10 protein-coding genes and 1 pseudogene are annotated in these 15,759 nt (G+C 72.7%); 3 read left to right on the top strand and 8 right to left on the bottom strand.

Translation table 11 applies throughout. From position 1 onward, the window contains the following. Both ABT300_RS32490 and ABT300_RS32485 read right to left on the bottom strand, forming a co-directional pair. The coding region (locus ABT300_RS32490) for an FtsX-like permease family protein (RefSeq protein WP_351683345.1) at positions 1-2,957 on the bottom strand (2,957 nt) is incomplete at its 3' end. Positions 2,958-3,137: 180 nt separating this feature from the next. Then, entirely contained in the window at positions 3,138-4,106 is a 969-nt protein-coding gene (locus tag ABT300_RS32485; RefSeq protein WP_351683343.1) for a LysR family transcriptional regulator, read from the bottom strand. A gap of 183 nt (positions 4,107-4,289) precedes the next feature. On the opposite strand from ABT300_RS32485, the gene snpA reads away from it, so the two are divergent. Beyond that, a complete protein-coding gene (gene snpA, locus ABT300_RS32480) occupies positions 4,290-4,970 on the top strand; it encodes a snapalysin (RefSeq protein WP_351683340.1) in 681 nt (226 codons plus the stop codon). Positions 4,971-5,106: 136 nt separating this feature from the next. Here snpA and ABT300_RS32475 read toward each other — a convergent pair whose 3' ends face one another. Together ABT300_RS32475 and ABT300_RS32470 are read right to left on the bottom strand one after the other, a co-directional pair. Further along, positions 5,107-5,673 (bottom strand): hypothetical protein, encoded by a 567-nt coding sequence (locus tag ABT300_RS32475; protein ID WP_351683337.1) that lies wholly within the window; start codon positions 5,671-5,673, stop codon positions 5,107-5,109. A 168-nt stretch (positions 5,674-5,841) separates the two neighbouring features. After that, positions 5,842-6,192: a VOC family protein gene (locus ABT300_RS32470; RefSeq protein ID WP_351683334.1), complete on the bottom strand. Its 351-nt coding sequence runs from the start codon at positions 6,190-6,192 to the stop codon at positions 5,842-5,844. A gap of 277 nt (positions 6,193-6,469) precedes the next feature. Between ABT300_RS32470 and ABT300_RS32465 the strand changes: the two genes are divergently transcribed. Together ABT300_RS32465 and ABT300_RS32460 are read left to right on the top strand one after the other, a co-directional pair. After that, positions 6,470-7,834, top strand: a complete 1,365-nt coding sequence (locus ABT300_RS32465; protein WP_351683332.1) for a helix-turn-helix domain-containing protein — start codon at positions 6,470-6,472, stop codon at positions 7,832-7,834. Between the two features lie 278 nt (positions 7,835-8,112). After that, positions 8,113-11,343, top strand: coding sequence for a Tat pathway signal protein (locus ABT300_RS32460; RefSeq protein ID WP_351683331.1), 3,231 nt, complete (start codon positions 8,113-8,115; stop codon positions 11,341-11,343). A gap of 35 nt (positions 11,344-11,378) precedes the next feature. Here the strand turns inward: ABT300_RS32460 and ABT300_RS32455 are convergent, their stop codons facing one another. The 4 genes and pseudogenes from ABT300_RS32455 to ABT300_RS32440 all read right to left on the bottom strand — a co-directional run bounded on the left by ABT300_RS32455 (position 11,379) and on the right by ABT300_RS32440 (position 15,713). Continuing rightward, the gene (locus ABT300_RS32455) at positions 11,379-12,878 is read right to left on the bottom strand and encodes an MFS transporter (RefSeq protein ID WP_351683329.1); all 1,500 of its coding nucleotides are present in this window, start codon (positions 12,876-12,878) and stop codon (positions 11,379-11,381) included. 53 nt (positions 12,879-12,931) lie between these two features. After that, the gene (locus tag ABT300_RS32450) at positions 12,932-13,309 is read right to left on the bottom strand and encodes a hypothetical protein (RefSeq protein ID WP_351683328.1); all 378 of its coding nucleotides are present in this window, start codon (positions 13,307-13,309) and stop codon (positions 12,932-12,934) included. Between the two features lie 342 nt (positions 13,310-13,651). Beyond that, complete coding sequence (locus ABT300_RS32445) at positions 13,652-14,575, bottom strand: DMT family protein (RefSeq protein ID WP_351683325.1); 924 nt, start codon at positions 14,573-14,575, stop codon at positions 13,652-13,654. A 114-nt stretch (positions 14,576-14,689) separates the two neighbouring features. Further along, positions 14,690-15,713 (bottom strand): annotated as a pseudogene (locus ABT300_RS32440) (TolB family protein). Positions 15,714-15,759 lie beyond the last annotated feature (46 nt).

The raw sequence follows: 15,759 nt of genomic DNA, 5'->3' as shown, positions 1-15,759 counted from the left end.
CTCACGGCGAACCCGAGCGCGGCGAGCACGGCCGCGGCGGCGGCCGCCGCGGTGAACGCGGCTTCGGGGCCCGCCCCGAACGGGTCGTCGCGCAGTTCGGCGGCGATCTCGTCGCGTACGACGATCTGCTCGGGATCGAGGTCGGGCCGGGCGCGCAGCGCGGTCGCCACGTCCGCGGCGTCCGAGGCCGAGTCCGGCTGCAGCCACCACTCGGTGGGTGCGAGGGCGACCCCGTAGCGCGCCTGGAGGACCCGGTTCACGGCGGGCAGGTCGACCAGCAGGGCGCCTCCGTCGCCGTCTCCCTCCTCGCCCTGGGCCGTCGGCAGTTGCCGTACGGCGCGCACGATCCGCACGGGCACGTTCTGGCCCTCCAGGTCGATGGCCATCGTCTGGCCGGGGCGGGCGCCCGCGGAGGCGAGGAAGCGGTCGGTGGCGAGCGCGGCCACCGCGGTGGTCCGGGGCTGTGCCACCTGCATGCGCAGTGTGAGTGACGGGCTGAGCCAGGGCTGGTCGGCCGGGACGTAGCCCGTGCCGTACACCGCGGTCGGGTGCGTGGCGGGGCGGACGCTCGGACGGGCCGGCGCGGTTCCGGAGTCGGCCGAGCCCTGCCCGTCGGCGCTGGAGACGGCCGTCCAGGACGCCGCCGGCAGGGTCACCTGCTGTGCCGTGCCTGCTGCGGTCGTCGCGGTCAGGGCGTCGAGGGTCAGGGTGTGCTGTTCCGCGCGGGCGGACGGCACGGGGAGCACGAGCTGCACTCCGGTGAGGGTCAACGGGCCGTGGAAGCTGGGCAGTTCGACCGTGAGCGGGTGCGGCCGCGCGTCGGCGGGGAGGGCGCCGGACGGCAGTGAGTAGGGCACGCCGTGGTCGTCCTGCAGCGTCTGGGTCACGGTCGCCGCGCTCTGCGTGCCCGGCGCCGAACTGTGCAGGGTCGCCGTCAGCGTCAGCCGGGTCGCGCCGGCGGGGACCTGTGCGCCCGCCGTCTGACCCGACGGTCGCAGTCCTTCCAGCAGCCCCTTCATCGGGGCGGGCGCCAGGTCGGGGCGCATCAGGACGGCGTCCGCCGCGTGCGCGGCGTCCAGGGCCAGCACGGTCGCCGTGCGGTCGCCGGACAGCGGCAGCGTCGTCCGCACGGCGGGGGCGGCCTCGCGGACGTGAGGCACGGCGGCGTACTGCTGGGTGAGGCCGAGTTCGCCGCCGCCGGCGCCCAGGATGCGTATCGGCGCACCTGCCGCGAAGTCGGCCTGGTCGTCCTGGGAGCGCCCCCAGGAGGAGCCCTGGCCGATCGCGAGCACGCCGAGCGCGACGGCCAGCACGAGCAGCAGGACGGGGCCCGCGCCCTGCCCCGGGCGGCGGCTGAGCTGCCAGCCGGCCAGCGCCGTGGCCAGCCCTCGCCCGCCCGTCGCCCGGCGTTCGGCGAGGCGGGCGGCGGGCGGCAGCAGACGCAGGGTCAGGACGGCGCCGGCCAGCAGCGCGAGGGCGGGCGCGGCGACCAGCAGCGGGTCGATGCCGAGGGCGCCGGTCGTGTCCGCGCTCACCGCGCCCGACGTACGGCGTTCCAGTTGCCAGTAGGCGATCCCGGCCACCGCCAGCAGTCCCAGGTCCGCCCCGGCCCGCAGCCAGGCGGGCAGCGCGCGGGCGCGCACGGTGCGGAACCCGGTCGACGCGACCACCGGCAGGGTCACCGCCAGCGCGCACCCGAAGGCCACGCCGGCCGCCGTCAGCCACACCGCGAGCCGTCCGCCGACGGGCGTCTCGAGCTGCAGTCCGATCCGGGCCAGCGCGCCCTGCCCGGCGAGCAGCCGGGTCAGCGGGCCCGCCAGCAGCGGGGCGACGAGCAGCGCGGGTCCGGCCAGCAGCAGCGCCTCCAGGGCGGCCAGGCGGGCGAGGGCGGCGCGGGAGGCGCCGCGGGCGCGCAGCAGCCGGGTCTCGCCGGTGCGTTCGGCGGCGAGCAGCCGGGCCACGAGCATCAGCGCGCAGGCCGCGAGCAGGGCGAGCTGGAGGGCGACGATCAGGAGGGTGGAGCGGGAGACGAGCAGGGAGCGCTCGACCCGGTCGAGGACGTCGGGGAGCGCGGTGCTCGCGGTCGTCGCGCCCGCGCCGTCGTCCCCGGTGCGCAGGGCGAGCAGGGCTGCGGGCGCGGTGCGTGCGGCGGTGCGCAGGGCGTCTATGCGGTCGGCGGTGAGGCGGGTGAAGTCGGCGGTGGCGAGCCACGCGGACGGTCCCTCGCTCACCCGGCCGCCGGTGACGACGGCGGGCGCCGTCAGCAAGGGGCCGTAGGTGGTGAAGTCGGAGGTCCGTCGTACGCCCCGACCGCCCAGTTCGTCCGTCAGCCAGTAGGGGGAGGCCGGGTCGGCGGGCCGGTACACGCCGGTGACGACGATCCGCACGGGCGGGCCGTCGAGCCGGTCGGTGACGGTGACACGGGTGCCCGGCGCCAGCTTCAGTCGGCGCGCGGCGGTCTCGGGGAGCGCCACCTCGACGTCCGGCGTGCCCGCGCGCGGGGGCCGCCCCTCGCTGAACCGAACCTGTGAGGGGTCGAGCGCCGCGAAGTGCGTGAGGTCGGGCTTGCCGCCGCGCCGGGCGGCTGCCGTCCCGGTGGTCGCGGGCAGGGCGTACGGTCCGGAGCGCACCAGCGTCCGCACGGTCACCGGCAGCCCGTCGTAGGTCCGGCGCGCCCCGTCGCGTACGGCGGCGTCGGCGGCCCGGCGGTCGTCGGCCGTCACGTCGGCCGTGACGACGAGCGCGGCGCCGGCGGCGTTGCGCGGCTCGGCCAGCGAGTGGCGCAGGGCCGCGTCGCCGATCGCGGCCGAGTAGGCGGTGAGGGCCGCCAGCACGGAGGTGGTGAGCAGGACGGTGACGAGCGCGGCGGTGATCAGCGCCCGGTGCGCTCGCGCCCTCGCCAGGACAAGCGCGGCCCGCCCTGAACGCCCCCTGAAACGCCCCCCGTAAGTCGCCACCCGGCTCCCCCAAGCCTCCGCTGACATCATCGACCACACCTTTCGGTGATGTTGTCAGACCGGGAGCGGTGAGGTAAGCGCTGGCGAAGCGGGCTTGATCGGATTGTGACCGGAAATCGGCATGCTCTGACCGGAATCCGGGTTTCCCCTAGGGCGCACCCGTCAGGGGCCCGACGCCGCTCACGCGCCGACCGGGCGCAGGCTCTGCGACCGCCCGGCGGCTCCGCGCGTCAGCCACTCCCGGTACGCCGGCGCCTGACAGGCCGCCTCCCAGTAGGCCTCCTCCAACTCCGGCGACTGGACGTCGAGTTCGTCCGCCGTGCGGGCCGCGAGCAGCAGGCGCACTCCTATCGGGTCGCCGTGCAGGGGCCGGATGACCAGGTCGGGGCGAGGAGGGAGCGCGGTGGGCTGGCTCACCGTGACGACCTCGCCGATGGCGGCCAGGAGGTAGGCGGTGAGGTAGTCGCCGTGCAGCAGATCGGGCTTGATCCCGGCGGCGCGCAGTACCCGGCACACCCCGTCCCACTCGCCGTCGACCGTGGCGTCCACCATCCAGCGGTCGTGGGCGAGGTCCGTCAGACGTACCTCGTGGTGGGCCGCCGCGGGATGGTCGGCGGCCATGGTGACGAACTGGGGCTCGCGCTCCACCAGGATGCGCAGACACAGCCCGTTCGGGACGCGCAGCGGGCTGCCCTCGACCTCGTGCACGAACGCCAGGTCGAGGATGCCCTCGGCCACGTGCCGGAGCAGGGCGTTCGCGGAGACGTCCATCTGCAGGCTGGGCTCGACCGCGGGCGTGCGGGCCCGCAGCCGGCTGAGCCAGCCGGGGATCGCCCGGCTGGCCGTGGCGCCGATGCGCAGCCGGTGACCGCCCGCCGTGCGGGCGGCCGCGGCCCGGGTCTCGGTCACGATCGCGGAGAACTCGGCGACCAGCGGCCGGGCTCGGCTGACCACGATCTGCCCCAACGGCGTGGGACGGCTGCCCGTGGAGTCGCGGACGAAGAGCCGGCCGCCCAGCAGCTGCTCGATGCGGCGCAGTTGAGTGCTCAACGAGGGCTGGGCCATGCCCAGTTCACGGGCCGCCTTGTGCAGACTGCCGGCGTCGGCGATGGCGCACAGTACGCGTAGGTGCCTCACCTCGAGCTCCATGTCGCGGAGCGTAAGGGTTGGGCCTGACGGGACGCCAGACATTCAAACGGCAACATAACAGCAGGAGTCGCCCCGATAGCCGTGCGCTATCCCCAGTTGCCATCATCCCCACCGCCGCGGGCGGCCCCACACTCGGCCCTACCGATCGTTCACCACCCCACACGAACGAGTAGGAGCCCCCACATGACGTCCACCCGTACGTCCCCCATGTCCGCGAAGGCCTCCAGACGACTGCTGGCGCTCGGCCTGGGCGTGACGTTCGCGGCCCTCGGCAGCGCGGTCCCGGCGAGCGCCCAGTCCACCGGCTCGGCCGCCCCTGTCGCCGGGTACACCGGTTCGGCCCAGGAGGCGGCGAACAACAAGGCGTTCTTCGAAGCAGTCCTCAACTCGGTCGCCGAGAAGCAGGCCGCCAACCCGGGCCTGCGGTCCGTGACGGTCTACTACAACGCCACGCAGGCGCCGAACTTCCGCTCGCAGATATCGAGCGCGGCCTCGATATGGAACAGCTCCGTGAGCAACGTCAAGCTGCAGTCCACCTCCGGCAGCGGCGACTTCTCCTACTACGAGGGCAACGACTCGCGGGGCTCGTACGCCTCCACCAACGGCCACGGCAGGGGCTACATCTTCCTCGACTACGCCCAGAACCGGCAGTACGACTCGGTCCGCGTCGCCGCGCACGAGACCGGTCACGTGCTGGGACTGCCGGATCACTACTCGGGTCCGTGCAGCGAGCTGATGTCGGGCGGCGGGCCCGGCACGTCCTGCACCAACCGGTACCCCAACTCGACCGAGCGGGCGCGTGTCAACCAGCTGTGGGCCAACGGTCTCGCCAAGGCCCTCGACAAGCTGAACAAGGTGGGCTGACGACCTCAGGGCTCATCCCCCGTGCTGCAGGCGGGCCGTGCCGCGGAGGGCACGGCCCGCTTCGCCGTGCCGCGTCACCGGCTCTTAGAAGGCGTTGACGCGGCGTCCGCGCGCCACGGGGTCACGCGTCACAGGGTCACAGGGCGCCCTTCTTCGCGCCGGAGAACGCGGCGAACGCGCCGATGCCGAGGAACAGGAAGGTCATCGCGTCGGCCGTCTCGCTCCAGCCCTCGGTCAGCACGTCGAAGTGCTCGGTGAACAGCGAGGTCGCGGAGACGCCGAGTTCGTCGCCGCCGATCACCGCGATGCCGATGAGCTGGCCGAGGTAGACCGCGCCCAGCGACAGCACGGCGCTGACGACGGGCAGCACCGGGTTCGCCCCGCCGAGCTTGCCCGCCGCGAAGCCGATGAGGAAGCCGACGCCGACGGCCGCGTAGCCGATCTCGTACTCCGTCGCGCCGACGATCGCGCCGTAGACGCCGGCCGAGACCAGCGCCACGACGACGGCGACGACCAGGCCCAGGGCCACGTTGTCGCGGGCGGGCGCCGCCGGCGCCGGGGGAGGCAGGGCGGGACCGGCCTGCTGGGCGAAGGGGTTTCCGTCGCCGGACTGCGGAACGCCCGGTGCGCCCGGTGCGCCGACGGCGGGCTGCTGGGCGAACGGGTTGCCCTCGGACGGCGGTGGTGGCGATGACTGGGTCATGACAGATTCCCCCCACGGGACTGATGCGACAAGTGGCGTGATGTGTGCGCACGAATGTGCGACAAGACGCCGAAGACTAGCAGCCGCGGCGGCCCTCTTCGCAGGGATTACGGAGGCTTCCGAAAGGCGTCCAAATGGCCGACCGACTCACCGCCGAACGGCGGAACGTCACAGGCTGCGAGGAGTGGGATGACGCGGTTCGTACAGCGGGAGTTCGGCGCCGCTGGGGAGTCGGATCGAGGCCAGCCGTCCCCAGCGCTGTTCGCTGACCGGCCGGGAGATCTCGACGCCCTGCGCGCGGAACCGGGCGAGCTGGGAGTCGAGGTCATCGCACATCAGATAGAACTCGTGCCGGGGCGGGCCGTCGGTCGGGTGGACCGCTACCTCGGCGGGAGGCAGTGCGAAAATGAGCCAGCCGCCGCCCGCGTCGACGCCCGGAAAACCGAGGACGTCACGGATGAAGTCACGGTCCGCCTCGGCGTCGTGGCTGTAGAGGATGACATGCGCCCCACTGATCACGGCTGGCTCCTGCCCTTGGACGTGCCGGCGGTCGGGTCCTGCGACATCCTGCCCGCCCGGACGAGCGATGCCCTGCACCACACAGGACGACACGACGGTCGTCCCGCTTCCGGTCGCGGCGCCCGCGGCTGCAGGGGCCGGAAAGCGCCACGCCGGTCGTGTTCCGCCGTGGAACCATCTCTGCCCTGTCGACGTGCAGATATGGGAGTGCCGGGGACGCCTTCCCGGACCGGGACATGACGGCACAGGCCGACGGATGGATGCGGGTACGGACCAGATGGATGCAATCCACGACGACGTGGTGGAGTTCGCGCTGCTGCTGACGCGTCTGAAGGAGCGCACAGATCACAGCTACACGGCGCTGGCCCGTCGTCTGGCCATGAGTGCCTCGACCCTGCACCGCTACTGCGCCGGAGAGGCCGTCCCCCTGGACTTCACCGGAATCGAGCGGTTCGCCGCGCTCTGCGGCGCCTCCCCCGAGGAACGCGTGGAGTTGCACCGCCGATGGATCCTGGCAGTCGCGGCGCGGCGACGGTCACGCCTTTCCGAAGCCCGGCGGACGCCGAAGCACCACGACACCGCAAGCCCGGCGACTGCGACTACGACTGCTTCCGCGTCCGCGTCGGTCGACCACAGCGACCACAGCGACCAGTTGGACGAGGCAACCGGACAGGCCGTGCAGGCCGCGCCGGGCGTGCGGGGCGTGCGGGGCGTGCCGGCTGCACAAGGCGGGCAAGCCATACAGGCTGCGCAAGCCGTGCAGGCACGCTCGTTCCCGAGGCCTGTCTCGTCGGCCGGCCGACCGGCCCCCGACCGGCGTCCTCGACGAGGTCCCGTGCGATCGCTGGTGCTGGCGGCCTCGCTCGCCTTCGTGTTCGCCGGCCTCACCGCGTCCGCTGCAAGGCCCCTGGCCGGCGACGGTGGGCCGGCGGCTACCGCCCCCACGGCGCCCAAGTCCTCGGCGCCGGCCGCGGGCAGCGGTGGCAGCCCGCGGAAGAACCGGGCGGAACAGGTCCCGCCGCCGGCCCCGCTCACCTGGACGTCCAAGTCCCAGCTCTGGCAGCTCGATTGCGACCACGACTACGTCATCGCCAAGCCTCCGCAGCAGGTCCCTCCGCCGCCGACGCCGGCCGACGCCGCGGGGTGGGCCGCGTCCCAGAAGGCGGTCCACGGGCGCACCACCAATCTGCAGATCTCGGTGCAGGGACGCGGCTCTGCCGCCGTGGTCCTCGAGGCACTGCATGTGCGCGTGGTCGACCGCGTCACCCCCGCGGACCGCTCGGGCTCCGCCTACTCCATGTACGAAGGCTGCGGCGCCGTCCTCGTCCCCCGCCACTTCGCCGTGAACCTCGACGCCCGCCGCCCCCTGGCCCGTTCGGTCCCCGGCAACGACCCGGACAGACCGGCACCCGCGATCGGCTTCCCCTATCAGGTGTCCCTGCGGGATCCGGAGGTCCTGCTGCTCGCCGCCCGCACCGAGACCTGCACCTGCGACTGGTACCTCGACCTCGACTGGTCCTCACAGGGCCGCACCGGCACCGTGCGCATCGACGACCACGGCCGCCCGTTCCGCACCACCAGCATCAACGGGCTGCCGCACTACTGGTACCGAGATGGCCACGGCTGGATCCCCATGACCTGACGACCTGCCCGGACGGGGCGCAGGGGACCGGACGCCGCTTTCGAAACAGCCCCAGATGAAACGCCGGCCCACGGGTACCGGCGGTGCGGGCGGCGATGTCGGTTCCGGCGTCGCCACCGCGAATCCGGCCGCGCCCCTGCGAGATCCGGCGCGGATCGCCCCGGGGCCGGACGACCGCATCGCCCTCGGCCCCCTCTCGCCCCGGGAAACCCGCGGGTGCCGCGTAGTGCCTGCGTGCGATCATCGTCTCAACAACCGCTGATCCAGGGGGGATTCAGATGAACGAAGCGGATTCACCTCCGCCTGCGAGACGGCGGCGGGCCGTCGCGCTGCTCGCCGCCGTCCCGCTGCTCGCCTCGCTGCTCGGCCTCACCGCGGCGGGCACCGCCCAGGCCGACGATCCCGTCGACCCGGCGTGCGCGACGCTCGCGACCGCGCCGTTCGGGGACCCGGGGGACGCCATCGGAAAGGCGACCGTCGCGGGCGACGCAAGCACCTGCTACACCGTCACCGCCGAGACGCCCGGGCTCTATCAGGTGTCGCTGAACGACAGCAGCTACCAGGGGTACACGACCCTCGATGCCGCCGACGGCATCCCCGTGGACTGCAACGGGGCCATGTACAAGATGTGTACGGTCCCCGCGGCGGGTACGTACACGCTGTCGGTCTTCAACCGTGACTGGGAGCCCCGGGACACCGCCGTCACCTTCGTGTCGCTCGCCTCCACTCGCGGCTGCGCCGACCCGGTCGGCACCCGTTGGGACCAGCCGGACCTCACCCGTACGACGGTCAGCCCCGTGGAAGTCGACTGTCAGCCCTTCGAGGCCGCACCCGGCGAGCGGATCCGGCTCACCCGGGGTTCGAAGGTGTACGGCGAGTCCACTGCCTGGATCACCGACGAGACCGGCGCCCGGATCTGCGTCCCCATCCCTGAGGACGACGAGAACACGTGCGCGCTGCCCGGTGACGGCCCCTACCGCATCGTCTCCCGCATCCCCTACACGGAGCGGGGCTTCCCCGCCCAGTATGCGGTGAAGGCTCGAAGGCTCGATGATCCGCAGGGCTGCACCACCGCCCCGGTACGGCCGTTCGGGCCGCTGTCCGCGCAGGACGCGACCACCGACCCCTGCTTCACCTTCACCGCCGAACGGCCAGGCCCGTACCACGTGCACCACCTGAGCGAGACCCAGGAGACCGGCCCGGTCCGGGTGTACGACGCGGCCGGGCTGACGGTGTGCCAGGCCGCGGCCGACCCCTGTGCCCTCCCGGCCGCGGGAACCTACACCGCCGTCGTCGACGGGCTCTACCCCTTCCGTGACGAGCGGGACGGACTGATCGTCCTCGATCGCGCGTCGGACGCCGGGTGCGTTGCTGTCGGGAGCGGTTCACGCCGGGGCGAGCTGACCACGGCAGGACAGTACGACTGCCTGACGCTGTCCTATCCGCAGGGCGCGCGGATCGCCGCCCTCACCCCGCTCTCCTCGCCCGGAATGGACGCCGACGTGGAGGTCGTCGACCGGGAAGGCGCCCCGCAGTGCGACGCGTACAAGCTCGCCGGCGGCGACTGCGCGCTGACCGGAACGGCCCCCTACCGAGCGCTGGTGCACACCGAGGATGGCGGCGACGACGCCACCGGCGCGTACAGGGTGGCCCTCCATCGCACCGACACGTCCGGCGGCTGCACCGTGCTGCCCGCCGGCGGCTTCGGCGCGGACGGTGCGAAGGCCACGTTCGGCACGGGTGACGGAGTCTTCTCCAAGTGCCTGGACATCCCGGCGAACGGCCACACGGCGGCAGAGGTCTTTCAGCTGGTCGCCACTTCCGGAACCGCGAGCGCCGGTTTCTCGGTGGTGGACGCCGCCGGCAAGAAGGTCTGTGAGCGCCCGGCCACCACCAACGGCTGGACGGTCTGCCCGCTGACCCCGGGCAAGGCCCACACCGTGCTGGTGACCGGCCGGGACCAGGCGGCCACGTACACGCTGGCCCGGCGCGACGTCACCGCCACCGCGTCCTCGGCGGGCTGTGCGAAGGCCGCGGCGGTCAAGGTCGGCGGCCCGTCCGTGCGCGGCACGGCCGGCGTGCCCGGCACCCTCACCTGCCACCAGATCACCGCCGGCGCCGCCACCGACGTCGTGCACGTCAACGTGCGGGACGCCCTGGGCACCGCCAACTCGGCCGTCGTCGGCGGCGACGGAGTGGTGGAGTGCCCTTTCCGCAACGTCTCCTGCGCCGTCACCGGCTTCACCGCCCACCAAGTGCTCGTGCAGACCCCGGTCACCTTGAGGGCCGCGCCCGAATACCGACTCGACGCGCTGCGGATCGCGACCGCGGAGGGTCCGGCACCCGAGTGCACCCGGGTCCCGTCGGTCTCCTACGGGTACGGGCCTGTCACCGGCGCCCTCGACGAGGCGCACAGCGCGGTGTGCGCGGTACTGCCGACCGCCCGATTCGACCGCTTCACCACCGACATCAAGGACACGTCCGGGGCCACGACGACGGCGGTGCCCGCCCTCTACAGCACCAAGTGGGTCAACGGCTGCCAGCTGTGGACCACCTCCTACAACTGCGACGCCGGCACGGACACCGCGGCCAGTCCGACGGTGTTCCTGCTCGGCCTTCCCGAGAAGGCGTCCACCACCTCCTACAGCGCCAGGCTGGTCTGCGCGGCGTCACTGTGCGGCGCGGACCGCCCGAGCGCGACGGCGGTGACTCCCCAGACGGGTACCGCCGGCAGCAAGGTCACTCTGAAGGTGACCGGTACCGCGCTCGGCGCCGACGCCGAGGTCCGGTTGGCCGACGGCGCCACGACGCTGGTCGCCACGACGGCATCGGTGTCCGCGGACAACCGGACGCTCACCGCGACCGTGGACCTGTCGGGCGCGTCCTCGGGCACGGCGTGGAGCGTCAGCGTGATCCAGCGGGGTGTCCAGTACCGGTGCGGGTCGTTCACGGTGACCCCGCCGGCCCTGGCGAACACCGCGGTCCCCAAGGTGAACGGCACGGCCAAGGCGGCTGCCAAGGTCACCGCGGCCCCGGGCAGCTGGTCGGCGGCACCGGACTCCTACACCTACCAGTGGAAGGCCGACGGCAGGGCGATCGCGGGAGCGACGGCGTCCTCGTACACCCTGCCCCCGACGCTCGTCGGCAAGAAGCTCACGGTGACCGTGACGGCCGCCCGCAGCGGCTGGACGACCGCGTCGGCGACCTCGGCGGCGGTGACCGTCGCCAAGGGCGACGCGCCCAGGGCGACCAGGATGCCGGTGATCAGCGGCACGGCGAAGGTCGGCAGGACGCTTAAGGCCGCCAACGGAACCTGGAGTCCGGCGGCCACGTCGTACGCGTACCAGTGGTACGCGAGCGGCACCGCGATCAGCGGAGCGACCAAGTCCTCACTGGTGCTGAAGTCGGCGCAGAAGGGCAAGAAGATCACTGTGAAGGTGGTCGCGCACCGTACCGGACATCTGGACGGTTCGGCGGTGAGCAAGGCGACCGGCGCGGTCGCCCGGTAGGACGTCCGCGGTGTGCGTGCCGGGGTCGGGGGCGGTCAGCCGACCGGCTCCGGTACGGCTGATTCCGCCGGGGCGGGTCTCGCGGGGCCGGTGGTGACCATCAGGCCCGCCACCAGGCCGGCCAGCAGCATGATTCCGGCGGCCCACCAGATGGCCACCGTGTAGCCGTGCACGGTGGCCTCGGCCGCGACCTGCGCCCGGCGCACGGGGCCGGTCAGATGGGACGAGAGGTAGGCGGCGCTGCTGGTGGTGGCGATCGTGTTGAGCAGCGCCGTACCGATGGAGCCGCCCACCTGCTGTGAGGTGTTGACGGTGGCGGAGGTGACTCCGGCGTCCTGCGGAGCGACCCCGGCCGTGGCGGTGGCGAAGACCGGCATGAAGGTCAGGCCCATGCCAAGGCCCATCAGCAGCAGCGCGGGCAGGATCTCGTCGGCGTAGGAGGAGTGCACGGTCATCCGGGTGAGGATCACCATGCCGCCCGAGGCGAGGAGCATGCCGGGAACCATCAGCATGCGCGGCGCCACGCGGTTCATCAGCCGGGCGGAGATCTGGGTGGAACCGATGATGATCGCCAGGGTGAGCGGGAGGAAGGCGAGGCCCGTCTTGACGGGGGAATAGCCGAGGATGACCTGGAGGTAGTAGGTCATGAACAGGAACAGGCCGAACATCCCGATGATGGCCAGGCCCATGGTCAGGAAGCAGCCCGCGCGGTTGCGGTCCTTGATGATGTGCAGGGGCAGCAGCGGCACCCGCGCCTTGGTCTGCCACCACACGAAGACCGTGAGCAGGACGATCCCGCCCGCGAAGAGGCCCAGCACCAGCGGGTCGGTCCAGCCGCGCGGCTCGGCCTCGCTGAAGCCGTAGACGATCGCCACCAGGCCGCCGCAGCCCAGCACCGCGCCGGGCACGTCGAGCCGGACGTCCGCGTGGCCGGCGCGGTCGTGGAGCAGTACGAGGCCGCCGAACACGGCGATGACGGCGATGGGCACGTTGACGTACAGGCACCAGCGCCAGTCGAGGTACTCGGTGAGCAGGCCGCCGAGGATGAAGCCGATCGCTGCGCCGCTGCCGGCGAGTGCGCCGTAGATGCCGAAGGCCTTGCCGCGTTCCTTGGGGTCGGTGAACGTCGTGGTCAGAAGGCTGAGCGCGGAGGGGGCGAGCACGGCCGCGAAGACGCCCTGGAGGGCGCGTGCGCCGAACAGCATGCCCGCCCCGGTGGCCGCCCCGCCGAGCGCGGAGGCGGCCGCGAAGCCGACCAGGCCGATCACGAAGGTGCGTTTGCGGCCGACCCGGTCGGCGATACGGCCGCCGAGCAGCAGCAGCCCGCCGAAGGCCAGGGTGTAGGCGGTGATCACCCACTGGCGGTCGCCGTCGGAGATGCCCAGGTCCTGCTGAGCGGAGGGCAGCGCGATGTTCACGATCGTCGCGTCCAGGACGACCATGAGCTGGGCGAGGGCGATGATCACCAGGCCCCACCAGCGGCGGGGATCGGGTGCGGTGTCGGCAGAGGATTCACCTGTCCGGGTGACACTCATCTGGACAGAACACCACGAATCTCCGCGTGCCGCATCCGTGGGCCGATCAGCCCTCAGCAGGTGGGGCTGCTGGAGATCTTTATTCCGGTGACGACGTAGGCGTCGGCGAACACGGTCTGGCTGTTCGGCGAAAGACAGATGGATCCCCCGCTCCGGAGCCGCAGGTACACCACGTCGTCGTTGCGGGTGTTCAGGACTCCGTAGTGCGGGCGGGGCGTGACCGCCTGGTAGGAGCTGGTGACGTCCTTGTACTTCGAGAGCACCGTGCCCGTGAGAAGGGCGTGGTTGTCCACGTAGAAGCAGACGTACGGGTACGGGCAGCCCTGGGTGGGCGGCTCCGCGTGCGCCGCGGACGCGCCGGTCACGGACATGGCCAGGACCGCCGCGCTCACCCCCGCGAAGCTGACGGCCTTACGGATGGCGGGCTTCATTGCGGGCGTCGTTGCAGGCTTCATCGTTCCTCCAAGAACTCGGGTCGTCGTGCGAAGGGAATCAGGTGCCGGGCGTCGGCTCCGGGCGTCGGCTCCGGGCAGCCGCTGGGAGACGGCCTCGGTGGTGCTGTCCGTCCGTCTGCGGCTTCGGTCGGTGCGGCAGCCACAGCTTCGGCTGCCTTCCCGGCCTGGGACAAGGGCCGCCGCGTCCGTGCGACGACGGGACGATCCCACCCCCGACGACCTGCGCGAACAAGGAAGCCTGGGATGCTCGTCCGGGATGCGGAACCCACTCTCAGCTGTGGCGCGGCGCCCGGCGCGAGGTGGACGGGGAGCGGGTGTTCAGCGCGTGGGAGTCAGTTCCGGCGTGTGCTCCGGCCGCTCCGGCTGCTCTTCCGTGTGCGTCTCGGGGCCGCCGAACCATGCCACCGCGACCGCGCCCGCCACCGCGAGGACGAAGCCGAGCACGGCCATCCAGGCGAGGCCCGCCCGTGAGGCGTCGCCGAGCCAGAGCACGCCGATCGCGCCGGGCAACACGGTCTCACCGACGACCAGGGCCGCGGTGGCGCCGTTGACCGAGCCGATCTGCAGGGCGACGGTGTGCAGGTACATTCCGCCTACGCCGGCCGTCACGATCGCGTACAGGGCAGGATCCGTGAGCAGGGCGGCCGGATCGAAGGGGTCGACGCCGTTCAGGATGCGGACGCCCACGCCGAGCGCGCCGAAACCGAGACCGGACAGCAGACCGGCGAGGATCGCTGCGCGGGGACCGACGAGGCGTACCGCGACCGTGCCGCCCGCCATCAGGGCGAGCGAGACCGCCAGAAGCCACCAGTGCGTGGCGATCGGGATGCCGTCTCCGCTGCCCTCCTCCCCCGCCGCCGTCGCGAGCAGGACGAGCGCCGCGCAGACCACGCCGATGGACGTCCATTCGGCGCGGGACAGCCGGATGTTCAGGAGGCGCACGCTCAGCACCGCGGTGATGATCAGGTTGGCGCTGATCACGGTTTGCGAGAGGAACAGCGGCAACAGCCGGGCAGCGAGCGCGCCGAGCGCGAAGCCCACGAAGTCCAGGACGGTACCGACGACGAACTCCCAGGTCATCGCGGCTTTGGCGGTGGAGGAGAGGCTGGGCCCCCCGTACTGGGTGCGGGCCGTGGTGGCCGCATCGCTGCGCGCGGACCTGCGGGACCCGACGGCTTGCAGGACTGATCCTGTGCCGTAACAGACGGATGCCGCAACGGCGGTCAGCAAGCCGATCAACACGATTCGCTCCGTTCTTGACGGGCGCCGACGCAGCGCCGTCCCGGTTGACCAGACGGCACAGGGGCACGGAGCGTTGCCTCGCCGTCGGTTTCGCCTCTCGCCCTCGCGGGGGCGTCACCCCGGATAGGCGGGGGCGACCGCGGATTCCATGAGGCGGCGGGCCGTGCCGGCGCCGTCGGCGGGGACGGTCCACAGGTCGGAGCCGTAGTCGCCGGGGAGGGCGTAGACGAGGGTGTCGCCGTCGGCCCACAGGGCCTGGTCGTCGATGTTGCGGGTCTCGGCCGGTCGCCGTCTCCCGCATGGTGCGCAGGTTCAGGACGTACAGCCGCCAAGGGGCGTCTGGGGAGGCTCCGTCGACGCGCTTCTTGTAGGCGATCCGGGTCCCGTCAGGTGAGAGCGACGGACATTCGACGTTGCGGTGCACGGTGGTGAGGGTGCGTGCGGCGACGTCCCCCCGGACGAGGTAGGTCCGGCCGCCCGTCGCCAGCGTCGCGTAGAAGCGGGAGTCGTCGGCGAAGGTGACCCCCCAGACGTTGAGGTCCGCCGCGTGATACGGCCGGCCGTCCCGGATGACGTCGAACGTCTCCAGGTTGTCGTCGATGGCCCAGGTGCGGGTGTCGACGATGGCGGTGCGGGTGGAGAAGTCGGTCCCGGCGTACGAGTCCCCGCTGACGAACACGGTCCAGGCGACCATGCGGCCGGAGGGCGAGACCCGGGCCCGGGTCGGGACGCCGCCCGCCGGGAAGTGGCGCCGTTCGCGCAGGTGGGAGTCGAGCACCACCGCGCGATAGGTGTCCTGCAGCGCGCCGTGCTCGGCCTGGAGGCAGATGCCGGTGCCGGCCGCCGCGTGGAAGCGCAGGCATTTCACGCCCGACACGGTGCGCGGGCCCTGCGGATCGTCGGCGGGCACGGTGGCGATCTCGTCGCGGTGCGGACCCCACGCCAGGTTGCGTACCAGCAGCCGGCGTTCGGCCGTCGGCCGCAGCGAGACCGCGCCGGTGCGCACGGCCGGACCGTCCGCCTGCTGCTCGTCCCGCAGGCCCGACCGGTGGGCGGCGTGGAGCACCGCCCCGGCGCCGGCCGCGCCGAGCAGCACGACCGCGACCAGCAGGATCACCAGGCGGGTTGTCCGGGTCATGCGCGCACCTCATCCGTGGGGAACGGCGCCTCGTCGGCGGCCGCGG

It is taken from the genome of Streptomyces sp. NPDC001027 (assembly GCF_040299045.1).
In the GTDB taxonomy this organism is placed as follows: Bacteria; Actinomycetota; Actinomycetes; order Streptomycetales; family Streptomycetaceae; genus Streptomyces.
This window is presented reverse-complemented; position numbering and strand designations above follow the sequence as displayed.